General features: G+C 72.0%; 14 protein-coding genes. 11 read left to right on the top strand and 3 right to left on the bottom strand.

All coding sequences use genetic code 11. The features are described from left to right. Positions 1-34 precede the first annotated feature (34 nt). Entirely contained in the window at positions 35-1,405 is a 1,371-nt protein-coding gene (locus OG447_RS29040) for an aminopeptidase P family protein (protein WP_266940399.1), read from the bottom strand. 174 nt (positions 1,406-1,579) lie between these two features. Here OG447_RS29040 and OG447_RS29035 point away from each other — a divergent pair, with 174 nt between their 5' ends. The 6 genes from OG447_RS29035 (at position 1,580) to OG447_RS29010 (ending at position 9,257) form a co-directional block, all read left to right on the top strand. Further along, positions 1,580-3,964 (top strand): collagenase, encoded by a 2,385-nt coding sequence (locus OG447_RS29035; RefSeq protein ID WP_266940398.1) that lies wholly within the window; start codon positions 1,580-1,582, stop codon positions 3,962-3,964. 81 nt (positions 3,965-4,045) lie between these two features. After that, positions 4,046-5,218, top strand: a complete 1,173-nt coding sequence (locus OG447_RS29030; protein WP_266940397.1) for an FAD-binding oxidoreductase — start codon at positions 4,046-4,048, stop codon at positions 5,216-5,218. Between the two features lie 150 nt (positions 5,219-5,368). Further along, positions 5,369-5,680: a (2Fe-2S)-binding protein gene (locus tag OG447_RS29025; protein WP_266940396.1), complete on the top strand. Its 312-nt coding sequence runs from the start codon at positions 5,369-5,371 to the stop codon at positions 5,678-5,680. A gap of 58 nt (positions 5,681-5,738) precedes the next feature. Then, positions 5,739-7,205 (top strand): NAD(P)/FAD-dependent oxidoreductase, encoded by a 1,467-nt coding sequence (locus tag OG447_RS29020; protein ID WP_266940963.1) that lies wholly within the window; start codon positions 5,739-5,741, stop codon positions 7,203-7,205. A gap of 163 nt (positions 7,206-7,368) precedes the next feature. Beyond that, the gene (locus OG447_RS29015) at positions 7,369-8,232 is read left to right on the top strand and encodes a dihydrodipicolinate synthase family protein (RefSeq protein ID WP_266940961.1); all 864 of its coding nucleotides are present in this window, start codon (positions 7,369-7,371) and stop codon (positions 8,230-8,232) included. 20 nt (positions 8,233-8,252) lie between these two features. Continuing rightward, positions 8,253-9,257, top strand: a complete 1,005-nt coding sequence (locus OG447_RS29010) for a proline racemase family protein (RefSeq protein ID WP_266940395.1) — start codon at positions 8,253-8,255, stop codon at positions 9,255-9,257. A 63-nt stretch (positions 9,258-9,320) separates the two neighbouring features. Here the strand turns inward: OG447_RS29010 and OG447_RS29005 are convergent, their stop codons facing one another. Then, positions 9,321-10,550: a transposase gene (locus OG447_RS29005; RefSeq protein WP_266940394.1), complete on the bottom strand. Its 1,230-nt coding sequence runs from the start codon at positions 10,548-10,550 to the stop codon at positions 9,321-9,323. A 143-nt stretch (positions 10,551-10,693) separates the two neighbouring features. On the opposite strand from OG447_RS29005, the gene OG447_RS29000 reads away from it, so the two are divergent. The 4 genes from OG447_RS29000 to OG447_RS28985 all read left to right on the top strand — a co-directional run bounded on the left by OG447_RS29000 (position 10,694) and on the right by OG447_RS28985 (position 14,576). Then, the gene (locus tag OG447_RS29000; protein ID WP_266940393.1) at positions 10,694-11,722 is read left to right on the top strand and encodes a proline racemase family protein; all 1,029 of its coding nucleotides are present in this window, start codon (positions 10,694-10,696) and stop codon (positions 11,720-11,722) included. Positions 11,723-11,920: 198 nt separating this feature from the next. After that, positions 11,921-12,874, top strand: coding sequence for an ornithine cyclodeaminase family protein (locus OG447_RS28995; RefSeq protein WP_266940392.1), 954 nt, complete (start codon positions 11,921-11,923; stop codon positions 12,872-12,874). Between the two features lie 56 nt (positions 12,875-12,930). Next, positions 12,931-13,641, top strand: coding sequence for a GntR family transcriptional regulator (locus tag OG447_RS28990; protein ID WP_266940391.1), 711 nt, complete (start codon positions 12,931-12,933; stop codon positions 13,639-13,641). A gap of 158 nt (positions 13,642-13,799) precedes the next feature. Then, on the top strand, positions 13,800-14,576 hold the full coding sequence (locus OG447_RS28985) for a hypothetical protein (protein WP_266940390.1): 777 nt from the start codon (positions 13,800-13,802) through the stop codon (positions 14,574-14,576). A 215-nt stretch (positions 14,577-14,791) separates the two neighbouring features. On the opposite strand, the gene OG447_RS28980 is transcribed toward OG447_RS28985, so the two are convergent. Beyond that, the gene (locus tag OG447_RS28980) at positions 14,792-15,112 is read right to left on the bottom strand and encodes a hypothetical protein (RefSeq protein ID WP_266940389.1); all 321 of its coding nucleotides are present in this window, start codon (positions 15,110-15,112) and stop codon (positions 14,792-14,794) included. Positions 15,113-15,441: 329 nt separating this feature from the next. Between OG447_RS28980 and OG447_RS28975 the strand changes: the two genes are divergently transcribed. Next, the gene (locus OG447_RS28975) at positions 15,442-17,187 is read left to right on the top strand and encodes an ABC transporter substrate-binding protein (RefSeq protein WP_266940388.1); all 1,746 of its coding nucleotides are present in this window, start codon (positions 15,442-15,444) and stop codon (positions 17,185-17,187) included. Positions 17,188-17,193: the final 6 nt, after the last annotated feature.

The raw sequence follows: 17,193 nt of genomic DNA, 5'->3' as shown, positions 1-17,193 counted from the left end.
TGCCCGGTGGATCATGGCCGGGCCCGGCCCCGGGTCAGCCCTCCAGCAGCCGGCCCATCCACTCCTCGATGCCCGCCACCGTCCGCGGCAGGGCGCCCGACATCAGCCGGGCCCCGTCCGCCGTGACGACCAGGTCGTCCTCGATGCGGACGCCGATGCCGCGCAGTTCCGCGGGGAGGGTCTCGTCGTCCGGCTGGAGGTAGAGGCCCGGCTCCACCGTGAGGACCTGGCCCTCCTCCAGTACGCCGTCCAGGTAGGTCTCGGCCCGCGCCTTCGCGCAGTCGTGGACGTCCAGGCCGAGCATGTGGCCGCTGCTGCACAGGGTGTACCGCCGGTGCAGGTCGCCCTCCGGGTCCTTCAGGACGCCCCACTCCGCCAGGCCCTCGGCGATCACGCGCATCCCGGCCCGGTGGAAGTCCCGGAAGCTCGCCCCCGGCCGCAGCGCCGCCATGCCCGCGTCCTGGGCGGCCAGTACCAGTTCGTAGACCCGCCGCTGGACGGGGGAGAAGCGGCCCGACAGGGGGAGCGTGCGGGTGATGTCGGCCGTGTACAGGGTGTCCGTCTCCACACCCGCGTCCAGGAGCAGGAGTTCGTTCCGGTCGAGCCGGCCGTCGTTGCGGATCCAGTGCAGGACGCAGGCGTGGGCGCCCGACGCCGCGATGGTGTCGTAGCCGGTGCCGTTGCCCTCCGCCCGGGCGCGCAGGCCGAAGACCCCCTCGATCCACCGCTCGCCGCGCGGGTGGGCCAGGGCGCGGGGCAGGGCCCGTACGACGTCCTCGAAGCCCGCCGCCGTGTGGTCCACCGCGAGCTGGAGCTGCTCGACCTCCCACGCGTCCTTGACCAGGCGCAGCTCCGAGAGAGCGATGGTGAGCTCCTCGTCGGCGCCGGCCACCCGGCCCGCCGGTGACCCGAGCGCGTCCAGGTGCGCGCAGCGGATGCCGGTGAGGCGTTCGGCCTCCGCCAGGTCGGGCCTGCGGCCCACCCAGAACTCCCCGTAGCGGCGGTCCCGGTAGAACTCCTCGTTCCCGTCCGCCCGCGGCGAGCGCGGCCGCAGGTACAGCACCGCCTCGTGGGCGTGCGGGCCCGAGGGCTCCATGACCAGGACGTGGCCCACCTGGTCCTCGCCGGTCAGGCCCGTCAGCCAGGCGTACGCGCTGTGCGGGCGGAAGCGGAAGTCGCAGTCGTTGGAGCGGACCTTGAGCTCCCCGGCCGGGATGATCAGCCGCTCGCCCGGGAAGCGCGCCGAGAGCCGGGCGCGGCGGGCCGGGGTGACGGCGTGGGCGGGTACGCGCGCGGAGCCGGGCAGCGGGGAAGCGGCCCAGTCGCCCGCCATGAAACGGGTCAGTTCCGGTGATACCGGAAGGTCGTGGCTGCCCGTGTTGAGGCGGGAGGGGGTGTCGGTCACGGGGGCTCCCTCAAGAAGATGCGAACTGGTGGGCGCACAGGGGTTGTCAGTGCAATTTCACATTACTATGTTACAGCTCACGCCGCGGCACGTTAATCCCCGTCAAACGCCGTGTGACGCAGGGCAGTTCACGCACCACCCCCCACCTCACCTCTCCCCATTCAGGAGTTCTCGGTGCTCAAGCACAGAGTTGTGCGCTCTTCCCTTCTCGCCTCTGCCGTAGCGGTGACCCTCCTCGTCACCGCGGGACAGGGCACCACGCAGGCGGCGGAGTCCGCGGCCCCGGCCCCGGCGGCTTTCACCGGCGCACAGGCCTCCCCGGCGCACGGCCCCACCGGCAACCCGTTCGACGAGGTCGAGCGCCTCGCCAACGCGCAGGACAACACCCCTGCCCCCGCCGCGGCTCCCGGCGGGCAGGCCCTCAACGGCCAGGTCCCCGGCGCTGCCCCGGCTACCGCCACGGCCGCCGGATCGGTCGAGAAGAGCGGGAAGGCGGCCCAGGTGGCCCCCACCGCGCGGAGCGTCGCCGCAGGCGTCCCCTGCACCCTCGACGGGATCACCAACCTCGGCCCGGAACAGTTCGCCGACTTCCTCGCCGACCAGGCAGTCACCGCCGACGGCTGTCTGCGCGACCTCATCTGGACCTGGGACGCCCGGCTGGCGCCGGTCATGTCCGACGCCCACGTCCAGGCCGTCTCCCGCCGGATATCCGGCCTGGCCGCCGCCCACGACGGCCGCAACTCCTCCCACCTGGAGGAGATGTTCACCTACCTGCACGCGGTCGCCTACCACGACTACTCGCGCGATGAGATCGACGTCACCGACGCCCCGACCGTCAACGCCATGCGCCAGGCCATCGCCGACTTCGGGGGCGCCGCCCACACCTTCGACGTGACCCCGAGCAATGCCCGCACCCTGCGCGAGGCCCTCTACGCCGCCAGCGCCCCGGGCCTGCGCCAGCACCAGCTCGGCCTCATCAAGAAGGTCCTGGCCACCATGGACCCGGCCCACCCGGCCACGAACCAGGACGCCGGCTGGGCGGGCGCCGCCCTCGCCGCGCTCTCCGTCAACTACCTCGGCGTCTACCCGGGCAACCAGGACGCCGCCTTCCACGCGGCGGTCGCGGGCGACGCCCCGTACCGCGCCGCCTTCAAGTCCTTCGCCTCCTACACCCACCTCAAGGGCACGGGCAACGACTGGGTGGCGCGCGACGCGCTCAGCGAGTACGGGCGCTTCGGCCAGGTCGCGGGCCTCAAGGAGCAGACCGTCGCCGACCTCGGTGCCCTGCTGGAGCCGGTCAAGGCCGCCTTCGGCGACGGCAGCCAGCAGTGGGCCAAGCTCGTCAACTGGCTGAACTTCTACGAGGCCTGCAAGCCCTACGGCGTGTGCAAGGAGGACATCGAGAAGCGGATCTTCCCCTACACGTACACCTACGACAACGGCGCGATCAAGGTCCGCACCGGCCTCGACCGGGCCACCGTCGACCAGCTCTACTACGCCAGCAAGCAGGTCAAGGCCCAGTACCACCGCGTCCTGGGCACCGAGCAGCCGCTCGCGGGCGACCCCAACTCCACGCTGAACATCGTGCTCTACGGCTCCCGCGCCGACTACGAGAACTACCACCCGATCCTGACGGGCTACGACACCAACAACGGCGGCATCTACATCGAGAACGGCGCCACCTTCTACACCTACCAGCGCCGTGTCCCGCAGGACTCCTCCCTCACCCTCGAGGAGCTCTTCCGCCACGAGTACACGCACTACCTCAACGGCCGGTACGCCGTGCCCGGCTTCTTCGGTGAGGGCCCCTGGTACGAGGGCGACCGTACGACCGCCATGGACGAGGGCACGGCCGAGTTCTTCGACGGGGCCACCCGTGACAACGGCATCGCCGTCCGCAAGTCCCTGGTCAAGAGCATCATCAGCGACACCGCGGGCGGCGGCCCCCGGATGACGGTGGAGCAGCTGCTGAACGCCACCTACGAGGGCGACGGCTTCCGCTTCTACAGCTACGCCGGCACCTTCTTCGAGTTCCTGTGGACCGAGAAGCCCTCGCTGGTGCGCGAGATGTACACCCACCTGCGCAACAACGACGTGGCGGCCTACGACGCCTGGCGGGGCCGGCTGGGCGCGGACACCTACCTCCAGCGCGACTACGACCGCTTCCTGGACGCGCAGATCGCCAAGGCCGACCAGCTGTACGTGCCGAACACCACCTTCACCCCGGTCGACCAGCTGCGCGACTCGGCGCTGGCCTCGGTGAAGTCCTCCTTCGCCACGGCCACGTACAACACCCCGGACTGCGTGGAGAACGGCGAGCCCGGCAAGCGCCGCTTCACCTGCACCGGCAGGATCACCGCGAACCTGAAGGACTGGCGCAGCGACGACCAGAACTTCAAGGACATGTCCGAGACGGTCGACTACTTCATCCTCGACCGGGCGGGCGCGGTCTCCAACAACCTCGCCGACATGAACTGCTCCTTCGGTCCGCTGGAGATCTGGAGCAACAAGACGGCGGGAACGTCGAGCTACAGCTGCGAGGGCCCGCTGCGCGGCTGATCCGGACCGGACCGGTCCCGTGGTCCGAGAGGCCGCGGGACCGGTCTGGGCAGGCACTAAAGAATGTGACATATTACTGCCGTGCTCAAGAGACACTCCCTGGACGCCGTGATCATCGGCGCCGGCGTCGTCGGAGCCGCGTGCGCCTACTACGCGGCCCGCGCCGGACTCTCCGTGGCCGTGGTCGACCGCGGCCCCGTCGCGGGCGGCACGACCGGCGCCGGCGAAGGCAACCTGCTCGTCTCCGACAAGGAGGCCGGCCCCGAACTCGACCTCGCCCTCCTCTCCACCGGGCTCTGGCACGAACTCGCGGCGGCCCTCCCGCAGGAGACCGAGTACGAGGCCAAGGGCGGCCTCGTCGTCGCCCCGGACCAGGCTTCGCTGGAGGCCCTGCGGAACTTCGCGGAAGGCCAGCGCAAGGCCGGGGTCGACGCGGCCGAGGTCGGGGCCGGGAGCCTGCACGACCTGGAACCCCACCTCGCCCCGGGCCTCGCGGGAGGCTTCCTCTACCCGCAGGACGCCCAGGTCCAGCCCGCCCAGGCGGCGGCCCGGCTGCTGGCCGCGTCGGGCGCCGAGGTCCACCTCGGCGAGGAGGTCACCGGCATCCTCCTGGACCCGGCGGGCGCCGTTCGCGGGGTCCGCACCCCTCGGCGGGAACTCCTCGCCCCGGCCGTGGTGAACGCGGCAGGCACCTGGGGCGGACACATCGCGGAACTGGCGGGCGTCAGCCTGCCGGTCCTCCCACGCCGCGGCTTCGTCCTGGTCACCGAACCCCTGCCGCGCGTGGTCCGGCACAAGGTCTACGCGGCCGACTACATCGCGGACGTAGCCAGCGGCTCCGCAGCCCTCCAGTCCTCGGCGGTGGTGGAGGGCACCCCGTCGGGCCCGGTCCTGATCGGGGCCACCCGCGAACGCGTCGGCTTCGACCGATCGCTCTCCACGGAGGCCCTGCGCCGCCTGGCCACCCAGGCGGCGGCCCTCTTCCCCGTCCTCTCGGACGTACACGTCATCCGCACCTACCACGGCTTCCGCCCCTACCTCCCCGACCACCTCCCGGCGATCGGCCCGGACCCGCGCCGCCCCGGACTGCTGCACGCCTGCGGCCACGAAGGCGCGGGCATCGGCCTGGCCCCGGCGACGGGCGCCCTGATCGCCGCCACCCTGACGGGAGCCGAACCGGCCGTCCCCCTGGACCCGTTCCGGCCGGAGCGCTTCGGGGGGTCGGCCGCCGGGTCCGGGGACGGGCCGGGGTGATGTCCGGGACGTAGAACGTGATTTGTTGGCGCGCCCGCAGGGCTGGGCCGACGAAGCCCCGGTCAAGGCGCCATAAATCACGAGTCCCGGACGTCACCCCGGCCCGGCCCCGGACCCGGCCCACCCGCACCACCCCGAGGAGGACCCCTGATGCGCAGCCCCCGCGAACTGGTCGGCGGCACCCCTTCAGCCACCTACGCCATCGCCTTCGACGGCCGCGAACTGCCCGCGCAGGCAGGCCAGTCCATCGCAGCCGTCCTCTGGTCGGCCGGGATCCTCGCCTGGCGCACCACCCGCGAGGGCGGCGCCCCGCGCGGCGTGTTCTGCGGCATCGGCAGCTGCTACGACTGCCTCGTCACCGTCAACGGCACCCCGAACCAGCGCGCCTGCCTGGTCCCGGCCCGTCCGGGCGACACCGTCACCACCCAGGAGGGAACGGGCCGTGCCGACCTCACCGTCTGACCCCCACGCCGAGCCGCCCGCGGCCGGGCGTGCCACCGCCCGCCCCGGCCAGGACTCCGTGGACCTCGCGATCGTCGGCGGCGGCCCGGCCGGCCTGGCCGCCGCCGTCACCGCCGCCGACCTCGGACTGCGCGTCACCGTCCTGGACGCAGGGGAGCGCCCCGGCGGCCAGTACTACCGCCACCCCGCGCCCGGACTGGGCGCCGCCCGCCCCGAGGGCCTTCACCACGACTGGCCCGCCTTCGCCTCCCGCGAAGCCGCCCTGCGCGCCCACGAGTCGGCGGGCCGGATCACGTACCTCCCGCTCCACCACGTGTGGACGGTGGTCCCGGGCACAGCCACAGGCGCGGGCACGCACGCACGCGCAGCCGGCCGGCCCGTCCCCACCCTGACCGGCACGGAGTGGACCCTGCACTGCGTAGCCGGGCACGGCCCGGATACGCGCGCCGCGGCCGTCCGCGCCCGGGCGGTGCTGATCGCCACCGGTGCCTACGAGCGCCAACTGCCCTTCCCCGGCTGGACCCTGCCCGGGGTGATCGGGGCGGGCGGGGCGCAGGCCATGGTCAAGGGCGGCCTGGTCCTGCCCGGCAAGCGGGTGGTCGTCGCCGGGAGCGGGCCGCTGCTGCTCGCCGTGGCCGGCACCCTGGCCGCCGCCGGAGCCACCGTGCCCGCCGTGGTGGAGGCCGCGTCCTACGCCGCCTACGCGGGCCACGTGCCCGCCCTGCTGCGCAACCCCGGCAAGCTCACCGAGGCCGTCACCTTCGGCGGCGCCCTGCTGCGCCACCGCGTCCGGCTCCTGACCCGGCAGGCCGTCGTCGAGGCCCACGGCACCGACCGGGTCGAGGCCGTCACCGTGGCCCGCCTCGGCCGGGACTGGCGCCCGCTGCCCGGCACCGCCCGCCGGATCCCCTGCGACGCCCTCGCCGTCGGCCACGGGCTCGTGCCCCAGCTGGAACTCGCCACCGGCCTCGGCTGCGCCACCGTCCGCTGGCCCGACGGCACGGCCGCCCTCCAGCTGGACGCCGGGCAGCGCACCTCCGTGCCCGGCATCTGGTCCGCCGGGGAGACCGGTGGCATCGGCGGCGCCGGGCTCGCCCTCGTCGAGGGGGAGATCGCCGCGCACACGATCGCCGGGCGGCCCGTGCCTGCCGCCCTGGCCCGCAGCCGGGCCCGGCTGCGGGCCTTCGCCCGCGCGATGGCCGCGGCCCACCGGCCCGGACCCGGCTGGACCGACTGGCTCGGCGACGAGGACCTGGTGTGCCGCTGCGAGGAGGTCCCGGCCGGCCGGATCCGCGAGGCGGTCCGCGACCTCGGGGCGCGGGACGCCCGTACGGTCAAGCTGCTCACCCGCTCGGGCATGGGCTGGTGCCAGGGCCGGATGTGCGGACCGGCCGTCTCCGCCCTCGCCGGGGAGGCCGTCCCGTCCTCGGGCGACCTGTCCCCGGGCGCGGCCCCCGACCGGCGGCCGTTGTCCTGTCCGGTGCCGCTGCGCCACCTCGCCGAACTTCCCCCGGACGCGCACTGATCGGACCGTCCCGGCCCCTTGTGGCCGACTCACACCGGCTAGTAAAATGTCACACATCACACTAGGGAGTCACCTCATGACGCACGCGCCCACCCCCGCGCCCCGCACGACCGCCGGCCCCGCCACCGGCACGGACACCCGCACCCGCCCCTGGCACGGCATCATGGTCGCCACCGCGCTGCCCCTGCGCGAGGACCTCAGTGTCGACTACGACGCGTACGCCGAACACGTGGCCTGGCTCATCGCCAACGGCTGCGACGGCGTGGTCCCCAACGGCTCCCTCGGCGAATACCAGACCCTCACCGACGAGGAGCGGGCCCGCGTCGTCCGCACCGCCATCGAGGCCGCCGGCGACGGCGACCGCGTCATGCCCGGCGTCGCCGCCTACGGCAGCGCCGAGGCCCGCCGCTGGGCCGACCAGGCGGCCGAGGCCGGCGCCGGCTCCGTCCTGCTCCTGCCCCCCAACGCCTTCCGGGCCGACGAGGACGCCGTGCGCGCCCACTACGCCGAGGTCGCCGGGGCCGGGCTGCCCGTCGTCGCGTACAACAACCCCATCGACACCAAGGTGGACCTGACCCCGGCCCTGCTCGCCCGGTTGCACACCGACGGCTCCATAGTCGCCGTCAAGGAGTTCAGCGGCGACGTGCGCCGCGCCTACGAGATCGCCGAGCTGGCCCCGGGCCTCGACCTGCTCATCGGCGCGGACGACGTCCTCCTCGAACTCGCCCTCGCGGGCGCCGTCGGCTGGATCGCCGGCTACCCCAACGCCCTGCCGCAGTCCTGCGCCACCCTCTACCGGGCCGCCGTGGCCGGGGACCTGGCCACCGCCCTACCGCTCTACAAGTCCCTGCACTCGCTGCTGCGCTGGGATTCCAAGACCGAGTTCGTCCAGGCCATCAAGCTCTCCATGGACCTGGCCGGCCGCCCCGGCGGCGCCACCCGGCCGCCGCGCTTCCCGCTCACCGGGGACACCGAGGCCGCCGTCCGCGCCGCCACCGAGAAGGCCCTCGCCGAGGGCCTCAACTAACCAGCCGCAGGGGGCTTTTGATGCGTACGCGCCACGTCTACCACGCGGTGGACTCGCACACCGAGGGCATGCCGACCCGGGTCATCACCGGAGGGGTCGGGGTGATCCCGGGCGCCACCATGGCCGAGAAGCGGCTCCACTTCATCGAGCACACGGACCACGTCCGCACCCTGCTCATGTACGAGCCGCGCGGCCATTCCGCGATGAGCGGCGCGATCCTGCAGCCCCCCACCCGTCCCGACGCCGACTTCGGCGTCCTCTACATCGAGGTGTCCGGGCTGCTGCCCATGTGCGGGCACGGCACCATCGGGGTGGCGACCGTCCTCGTCGAGACCGGCATGGTGCCCGTCGTCGAGCCGGTCACCACCGTCCGGCTCGACACCCCGGCAGGCCTGGTGAGCGTCGACGTACGCGTCGAGGACGGCGCGGCCACGGCCGTCACCCTCACCAACGTCCCCTCCTTCTGCGTCGGGCTCGACCTCAAGGCCGAGGTCCCCGGCTTCGGCACGGTCACCTACGACCTCGCCTACGGGGGCAACTTCTACGCCTTCGTCGAACTCGACGCGCTCGGCCTGCCCTTCGACCGCGCCCGCAAGGACGACCTGCTCGCCGCCGGACTCGCCGTGATGGACGCGGTCAACGCCTCCGGTGACCGCCCCGTCCACCCCGAGAACCCCTCCATCGCCGGGGTCAAGCACGTGTACCTCGCCGCCCCCGGCTCCGACGCCCGCCGCTCCCGGCACGCCATGGCCATCCACCCCGGCTGGTTCGACCGCTCGCCCTGCGGTACGGGGACCAGCGCGCGCATGGCCCAGCTGCACGCCCGGGGCCTGCTGGAACTCGGCGCCGACTTCGTCAACGAGTCCTTCATCGGCACCGAGTTCACCGGCCGGCTGACCGGCGAGACCACCGTCGGCCCCCTCCCGGCCGTCGTGCCCACGGTGACCGGCCGGGCCTGGATCACCGGCACCGCCCAGTACTTCCTCGACCCGACCGACCCCTTCCCCGGAGGGTTCCTCCTTTGAATCCTCCCCTTCCCTGAAGGGAGGGGATTCGTCACCATCCAGGGCTGATCGGGGATTTCTAGCTCACGCTGCCAGGTGGGGCAGCGCCCCGATTGGTCTTACGCGATCAGCACTAGCCGGGTTGAGACCAGCCCGGACCAGCATCACGCGGGCGGAGTTCTTATCCCTGGGGGATACGGCTCCGCACGCGGTGCAGGCGTAGGTTCGTTCTGAGAGAGGTAGTGCGTGCTTGGTTCTCGCTCCGCACTGCGCACAGTCCATGGTGGTGTGCGCGGGGTGTACCAGGTGCACGGTCCGTCCGTGCTTGCGGCCCATCTCGATCAGGGCCGTCTTGGTGGCGCTGATGGCCGCGTCGGCGGCCTTGCGGGCCATGGTCGTCTTGGCGAGGAACTTCGGGCGGAAGTCCTCGACCGCCACGGCGTCGTGATCGCGGACTACGGACTTGGCCCACTTGCGGCCAGTGTCCTGGCGCTGCCGGGCGACCTTCTTGTGCAGCTTCGCGGTCTGCCGTTTCGCGTGCCGGTAGCCCTTCGACCCTGCCTTGCCCTTCGGTGGCTTGCGCCGGGCCATCATCCGCTGATGGCGCGCGAGGCCGGCGGCGGCCTTCTTGCCGTGCTCGACGTGCGGGAGGTCGTGGGCATCGCTGGTGGTGGTCGCGGTCTCCTTCACGCCCCAGTCCACGCCGATCACCGCGCCGGTCTCCGGAAGCGGCTCGACCTCGGCGGGGACGACGAACGAGCAGTACCAGTGCCCGAGACTGTCCTGATAGACACGCACGCTGGACGGGTCGGCCGGGAGGTTCCGCGACCACACCACGGTCAGGGCGATACCGCCCGCCAGGTACAGGCGGCCGTCCTTCAGCCGAAAGCCGCGCTTGGTGTAGTTGAGGGACGGCAGCGCTTCCCGCTTCTTCTTCCACTTCGGCATCCCGGCCCGCTGCCGCATCGGCAACCGGTCCTTGATGTCCTTCTGCGCCTTGGCGCGGGACTGCCCGAAATCCCGGATCGACTGCTGCTGCGGAACCGAGGACCCTTCGCGAAGCCAGGTGTTCTTGGTACGGGCTTCGGTCAACATCTTGTCGAGCTGCGCCGGGCCGCAGGTCCGCTTGTCCGTCCCCTCGGGCCGGCCCTTGTTCCACACGTGCGTCTGCTTCGACTTCGCGCAGCACTCGTTCCAGATCCACCGGCACCGGTCCCACTCCGCCATCAGGGCGGCGAGCGCGGAAGACGACACGCGGACGGGGAAGCTCCACCGGGCATGCCCGGCATCCCCCACCATCGCTGTCGTCGCCATCCCAACAACCTATCCCCGCCCACTGACAACAACCGAAAGAGCAGGCCAGACCAGATGCGAACCGACCTCCGGCGCTCTGCGCCTCCGCCCCAAGGACCCATTCCTCCCCGGCCTGAAGGCCGGGGCCCCCTGGGAGAAATCAGGTGAACACCGTCCGAACGGTCGACTACCACACCGCCGGGGAGCCCTTCCGGATCGTCGAAGCCACCGGTGGCGCCGACGGGGGGCTCCCGCCCGTGCCCGGGGACACCGTCGCCGAGCGCTGCGCCACCGCCATCGGCCCCGGCGGATCGGGCACGGCCCCGCGCCGGGGCGCACTGGACGACGTACGGCGCCTGCTGGTGCAGGAGCCGCGCGGACACGCCGGTATGTACGGCGGGTTCGTCGTCCCGGCCGACGACGACGGGGCCCACTTCGGCGTCCTGTTCTGGCACAAGGACGGTTACTCCACCGCATGCGGCCACGGCACCATGGCCCTCGGGGTCTGGGCCGTGGACACCGGCCGGGTCGCCGCCCCGACTGACGGGGACGCGCAGGTGCGCATGGACGTGCCGTCCGGGCGGGTCACCGCCACCGTGCACCGGGACGGCGGCCGCACCACCGGGGTCACCTTCCGCAACGTGCCGGCGCGGGTCAGCGCCCGCAAGGTGCCCGTCGCCACCACGCTGGGGATCGCCGAGGTGGACATCGCCCACGCCGGGGCCTGTTACGCCTCCGTGCGCGCCCGCGACCTCGGCCTGGCGGTCACCGGCTCGGCGCTGCCCGACCTGGTGCGGGCCGGCCAGGAGATCCGGGCGGCGCTGGCCACCCACCCGGCCACCTGGCACCCCGACGGCGCGCTGCTGTCCGGGGTCTACGGGGTGATCCTCTACGAGGAACTGCCCGACACCCCCTTCGGGCCGCACCAGCGCAACGTCACCGTCTTCGCCGACGGACAGATCGACCGCTCTCCCTGCGGCTCCGGCACTTCGACGAGGCTCGCGCTGCTCGCGGAGGACGGGCGGCTCGGGGCGGACGAGGACCTGCTGCACGAGTCGGTCACGGGCACGGTGTTCACCGGCCGGATCCTGCCGGGCGGCGTCACCGAGGTCACCGGGAACGCCTACCGCACCGGCGAGCACACCTTCCTGGCCGACCCGTACGACCCCCTCGGGACGGGCTTCCTGTTTTGAATCCTCCCGCTCACCAGGGAGTGGGATTCCTGGCTCACGCCGCTCCATCGCTCAGCGAACGATTGAGTCTTCTGCGATCAGCACCAGCCGGGTTGAAACCAGCCCGGATTGGACGACAAACCTGGGGACTTCACATGCGCGCTTGGTTCTCGCTACGCAGCCGGAAGATTACCATCCGTCACACTGGTCGGGTCTTTGGTGGCTGAACTCCCGCAATTGTCCGGAGAGGACATGGCCGGGCTGCTCACCCCGGCCGCCGCGGCCGACGCGCTGGCCGCCGTCCTGCTCGGCGGCCTCGACCCGGAGACCTGCCCGCAGCGCTCGGCCCTGCCCGTGCCCGGCGGCGGTGAACTGCTGCTGATGCCGGCCGCGTCCGGGTCCTACGCGGGGGTGAAGATCGCCGGGGTCGCGCCCGGGAACCCGGCCCGCGGGCTGCCCCGGATCACCGGGTCCTACCTGCTGCTGGACGGGCCCACCCTGCGCCCGCTGGCGCTGCTGGACGGCTCCGCCCTGACGGCCCTGCGCACCCCGGCTGTCTCCGCCCTCGCGCTGCGTCATCTGGCGCCCGCGGGGCGCCCGTTGCGTCTCGTCCTGTTCGGCTCGGGACCGCAGGCGTACGGGCACCTGGAAGCGGTCCTCCCACTACGGGAGCTGGCCGAGGTCGTGGTGGTCGCCCGGAACCCGGCGGGGGCGGCCGCGCTCGCCGCGCACGCCGCGGGCCTCGGGGTGCCCGCCCGGACCGGCACCCCGGGCGACGTGGCCGGCGCCGATCTGGTGATCTGCTGCACCACCGCCCGGGAACCGCTCTTCGACGGGCGCCTGGCCGGCCCGGGCACCACCGTCGTCGCCGTCGGCTCGCACGAGCCGACGGCCCGGGAGACCGACACCGCCCTCGTGCGACGGGCGGCGGTGTACGTCGAGTCGCGCGCGGCGGCCCTGCGCGAGGCGGGAGACCTGCTGGTGCCGGAGGCGGAGGGGGCGATCGGGGCCGGTCATATCACCGGCACCCTCGCCGACCTGGTCTGCGGGCGGATGCCGACGGGCGGGGCGGCGAGTTGTCCACAGCTCTTCAAGAGTGTGGGCATGGCCTGGGAGGATCTTGCCGTGGCGGTCGCGCTGTTCCAGGCCGCCGGAGTGAGCAGCGCAACGTGACATTGTACGCTGTTCCTCTGCTCGTCGGCAGTGTCGGGGGTCTCGGAGGAAATGCAATGGGTGACCTGAAGCAACACAGTCTCATCAAGGCCCAGGAACGGCTCCGCGACCAGGTCGGCCATGCCCTCCGAGCAGCCCTGATAGCGGGTGAGCTGCGCCCCGGAAGCGTCTACTCGGCACCCGGTCTCGCGGCCGAACTCGGGGTCTCGGCCACGCCGGTGCGCGAGGCGATGCTCGACCTCGCCCGCGAGGGGCTGGTCGAGCCGGTCCGCAACAAGGGGTTCCGGATCACCGAGGTCAGCGAGCGCGACCTCGACCAGTACACGGAACTGCGCACGATGATCGAAGTGCCGACCATCGGCCGGATCACGAAGACCGCCACCGCCGAGCAGCTGGAGGCCCTGCGGCCCATCGCGCAGGAGATCGTCACCAGCGCCCGCGAGCACAACCTCATCGGCTACCTGGAGGCGGACCGCCGCTTCCACCTGACGCTGCTCGGCCTCGCGGGCAACGACCGCCTCGTGGAAACGGTCGGCGACCTGCGCAAGCGCTCCCGGCTGTACGGCCTGACCGGCCTGGACGAGGCCGGCAAGCTGGTCTCCTCGGCCGAGGAGCACATCGAGCTGCTCGACCTGATGATCAGCGGCGACGCGGAGGCGGCGCAGGCCTGCATGACCCGCCACCTCGGCCACGTCCGCTCCCTCTGGGCCCAGGGCCGCGACGAACCGGTCGGCCGCACCCCGGGAGGCCTCGGCTCCGGCGTCTAGCACGGTGAAACGGGAGGATTCGCCGGGCCGGCGGCCTGCGCCGGGCGGGTGGGTCTCGTGGTGCCAGCGGGTGACGGATGTGGACGAAGGTCGGTTGCGCCCGAAATTCGGCTAATAACACCGAGTCCTGTGCACCGAGCGAAGAGGTTGTGCCGACCGTGTTGAAGACTGCAATTCGGATCGCTTCCGCCACCGTCCTGGTCACCGTCTCGTTGGGGTTCGGCTCACCCGCCGGCGCCGCGGCGGATCCGTACCCGGGCACCCCACAGCAGATCCGTGACACCGGCCCCTGCGGCCCGACCGGCGGCTACCGCGCGTCGGAGTGGCTGCAGACCACGACGGACCCCACGATCCGGGCGGAGGTGGACCTCGCCGCGGTGAGTGAGGGCTGGTACTGGCGGCACGACGGGAACACGCTGTGGCGGGGCGACACGCGGGACCCCCAAACGATCTTCGCCAGCGGCTTCGCCCCGCGGGGCTCGGACCTCACCCCGCTGGCGCAGTGGATCGTCGGGGGCACCGGGCAGCAGAACGCCGCGCACGTGAGCACCAGTTGTGAGCGGTGGGTGGCGCAGGAGTTCGCCACGGGGGGCGGGGCCGACGGCTGGGTGTACGCGATCCAGGCTCCCGGCGGGATCGACGTCAACGCCACCGCGCGGCAGACCGGCATCGCGTCGCAGTACCTGTGGAACAAGGAGATCGACTTCCCCGGCGGCATCGAAGCCAGGTTCATCGAGGGGGCTTGCCAGTACCACCTCGTCGGCCTCGACCCGCAGACGAATGAGCGCATCTACCGGAACCTCGGCTGTGTGACGAACAGTGACTTCCGTCCGGTCTCGGCGGGCAAGGACAAGGACAACCACAAGGACAAGGACAAGGACAGCCACAAGGACAACCACAAGGACAAGGAACCGCTGGTCGGTGCGCCGCACTGATCTGATCCCGGGCGGCAGCGAGTGCCGCTCCGGCCGTCCGTCGTGACGCGCGGCGCCAGGTGGTGACGGGGTGGAGGCCCTCGACCGCCTGGCGCTGCGCGTTGTCGGGAAGTTCCCGCACTCGGGCTGCCCGGCGACGAACCGGTGGGCCGCACCCCGGGAGGCTCGGCTCGGTGAAGCCGTAGCCAGTGCTGTGACCGGAAAGGTCCACCGCACTAGTTCGTGCAGAACCGCTTCTCCGCCGCCGCCGCACCGGCGTTGAACCCCTTCTCGAAGTTGGGGTCGACCGTCCCCTGCGGCGGCTGCTTCTGGCAGTCCTTGCGCAGGTCGGTGAAGCCCGCGCGGTAGCCGTTGGCGAACTGCTCCCGGGAGTTCTTCTGTGCGGCCGCCTTGGCGTCGACGCAAGGGGCCTTCTCGCCCGAGCCGCTCGGCACCACGGTGTAGGAGCCGGCGGGCAGGTTGCCCATGCCGAACACGCCGTTGGTACGGACGGTGAAGACGTGCGATGCGCCGTTCGGCCCCTCCAGCCGCACCAACGCGCGTGCGTCGGTTCACGGCGGTTGCCTCCGCTTCGGGAGATCGGCAGAACCGGGGCCGGAACCGGGGCTTGGGCCGGGGTGGGGCCAGAACTCCTCCCATCGTCCCGCTGCGGCCCGACGGTGTCGACCCGCGGGCGCCCGTACGCAACCGCTCCGGACCGCGTCCGACCGTCCGCGGGGCCTGAAATCCACTGCACAGGAGGGGCGTTCAGCCGGTGGAACCGGACACGGCTGGATAACGGCAGGCTCAACCCCTTGTCAGTGCAATTTCACATTACTATGTTACCGGTCACACCCTAGAGCGCGGCCCTTCACTGGAGTGACCCATGACCAAGCGCACCCAACTCGCCCTCGCCACCGCCCTGGTGGCAGCACTCGCACTCGGCGCCTCGGGCTGCTCCGGAACCAAGAAGGGCAAGGACGGCGCCCCCAACGGTGCGAACCCGGCCGCCGCCAACGACGGCAAGGTCCTCGGCGGCACCCCGGTCAAGGGCGGCACCCTCACCGTCCTGTCCAACCAGGACTTCGCCCACCTCGACCCCGCCCGCAACTGGGTCATGCCCACCATGGACTTCGGCACCCGGCTGCTCTACCGCACCCTGGTCACCTTCAAGGCCGAGCCGGGCAAGGCGGGCAGCGAGCTGGTCCCCGACCTCGCCACAGACCTCGGCACCCCCTCCAACGGAGGCCGCACCTGGACCTTCACCCTCAAGGAGGGCGTCAAGTACGAGGACGGCTCCCCGGTCAGGGCCCAGGACATCAAGTACAACGTCGAGCGCTCCTTCGCCCCCGACCTCACCGGCGGCCCCGACTACGCGGCCCAGTACCTGGCCGGCACCGAGGGCTACAAGGGTCCCCTCGAGGGCCGGCACCTCGACTCCGTGAAGACCCCCGACGACCGCACGATCGTCTTCGAACTCAAGCGCCCCGTCGCCGAGTTCTCCGCTACCGCCACCCTGCCGACCTTCGCGCCCGTGCCCCAGTCCCAGGAGAAGGGCACCCAGTACGACGCCCGCCCCTTCTCCTCCGGCCCGTACAAGATCGAGTCGTACGACCGCGACAAGAAGCTGGTCCTGGTCCGCAACGAGCACTGGGACGCCGCGACCGACCCCGTCCGCAAGGCCTACCCGGACAAGTTCGTGGTCGTCATGGGACTCAAGGGCGGCCAGATCGACGACCGGATCATCGCCGGGGAGGGCGCCGACGCCTCCACCGTCCAGTACGCGGACATGCGGCCCGAGAGCGCCCCCAAGGTGCTGCCGAAGCCCGAAGTGAAGGCGCGCCTGCTCGCCGAGTCCCAGGGCTGTACCGAGATGCTCTACCTCAACAACTCCCGGGCCCCCTTCGACGATCCCAAGGTCCGCGAGGCCATGCAGTACGCCGTGGACAAGGAAGCCGTGATCACCGCGGGCGGCGGCCCGGCCCTCAACGAGGTCGCCACCGCCTACCTGCCCCCGGCCCTGTCCGGCGGCAAGCAGGCCGACACCCTGAAGATCGCCCCGGCCGGCGACCCGGACAAGGCGAAGGAACTGCTCAAGGCCGCGGGCAAGGAGAAGCTGAAGGTCTCCCTCGCCGTCTCCACAGGCGACAAGGCCAAGGCCGAGGCCCTCCAGCAGGGCCTGGCCCGGGTGGGCATCGAGGTCGTCGTCGACACCGTCGACCCCGGCGCCTACTACGACGTCATCGGCGACCTCTCCACCACCCCCGACATGAGCCTCACCGGCTGGTGCCCCGACTACCCCTCCGGCTCCACGTGGATCCCGTTCGTCTTCGACGGCCGGACCATCAAGGAGAAGGGCAACCAGGGCAACTACAGCCAGTTCCGCGACGAGGCGACCATCAAGCGGATCGACGAGATCAACGCCATGGCCGACGCCAAGCAGGCCAACCAGGCCTGGATCGACCTCGACGTCGAGCTCATGAAGAAGTCCCCGTCCGTCCCGATCCTCCTGGAGCGCAAGCCGCTGCTCGTCGGCACCAACATCGCGGGCGCCTTCGGCCACCCGGTGTGGACCGGAACCATCGACTACGCCACCGTCGGCCTCAAGGACCCCTCGAAGAGCCAGGGCTGAGGAATC

Origin of the sequence: Streptomyces sp. NBC_01408 (assembly GCF_026340255.1) — a bacterium.
Lineage (GTDB): Bacteria > Actinomycetota > Actinomycetes > Streptomycetales > Streptomycetaceae > Streptomyces.
The sequence above is the reverse complement of the archived record's forward strand: the minus strand, read 5'-3'. Positions and strand labels throughout refer to the sequence as shown.

Bases quoted from the DNA above. Each gene is read 5' to 3' on its own strand.
- OG447_RS29025 (WP_266940396.1), top strand. From the start codon at position 5,369: ATGCGCAGCCCCCGCGAACTGGTCGGCGGCACCCCTTCAGCCACCTAC.
- OG447_RS29015 (WP_266940961.1), top strand. From the start codon at position 7,369: ATGGTCGCCACCGCGCTGCCCCTGCGCGAGGACCTCAGTGTCGACTAC.
- OG447_RS29010 (WP_266940395.1), top strand. From the start codon at position 8,253: ATGCGTACGCGCCACGTCTACCACGCGGTGGACTCGCACACCGAGGGC.
- OG447_RS29005 (WP_266940394.1), bottom strand. From the start codon at position 10,550: ATGGCGACGACAGCGATGGTGGGGGATGCCGGGCATGCCCGGTGGAGC.
- OG447_RS28990 (WP_266940391.1), top strand. From the start codon at position 12,931: ATGGGTGACCTGAAGCAACACAGTCTCATCAAGGCCCAGGAACGGCTC.
- OG447_RS28975 (WP_266940388.1), top strand. From the start codon at position 15,442: ATGACCAAGCGCACCCAACTCGCCCTCGCCACCGCCCTGGTGGCAGCA.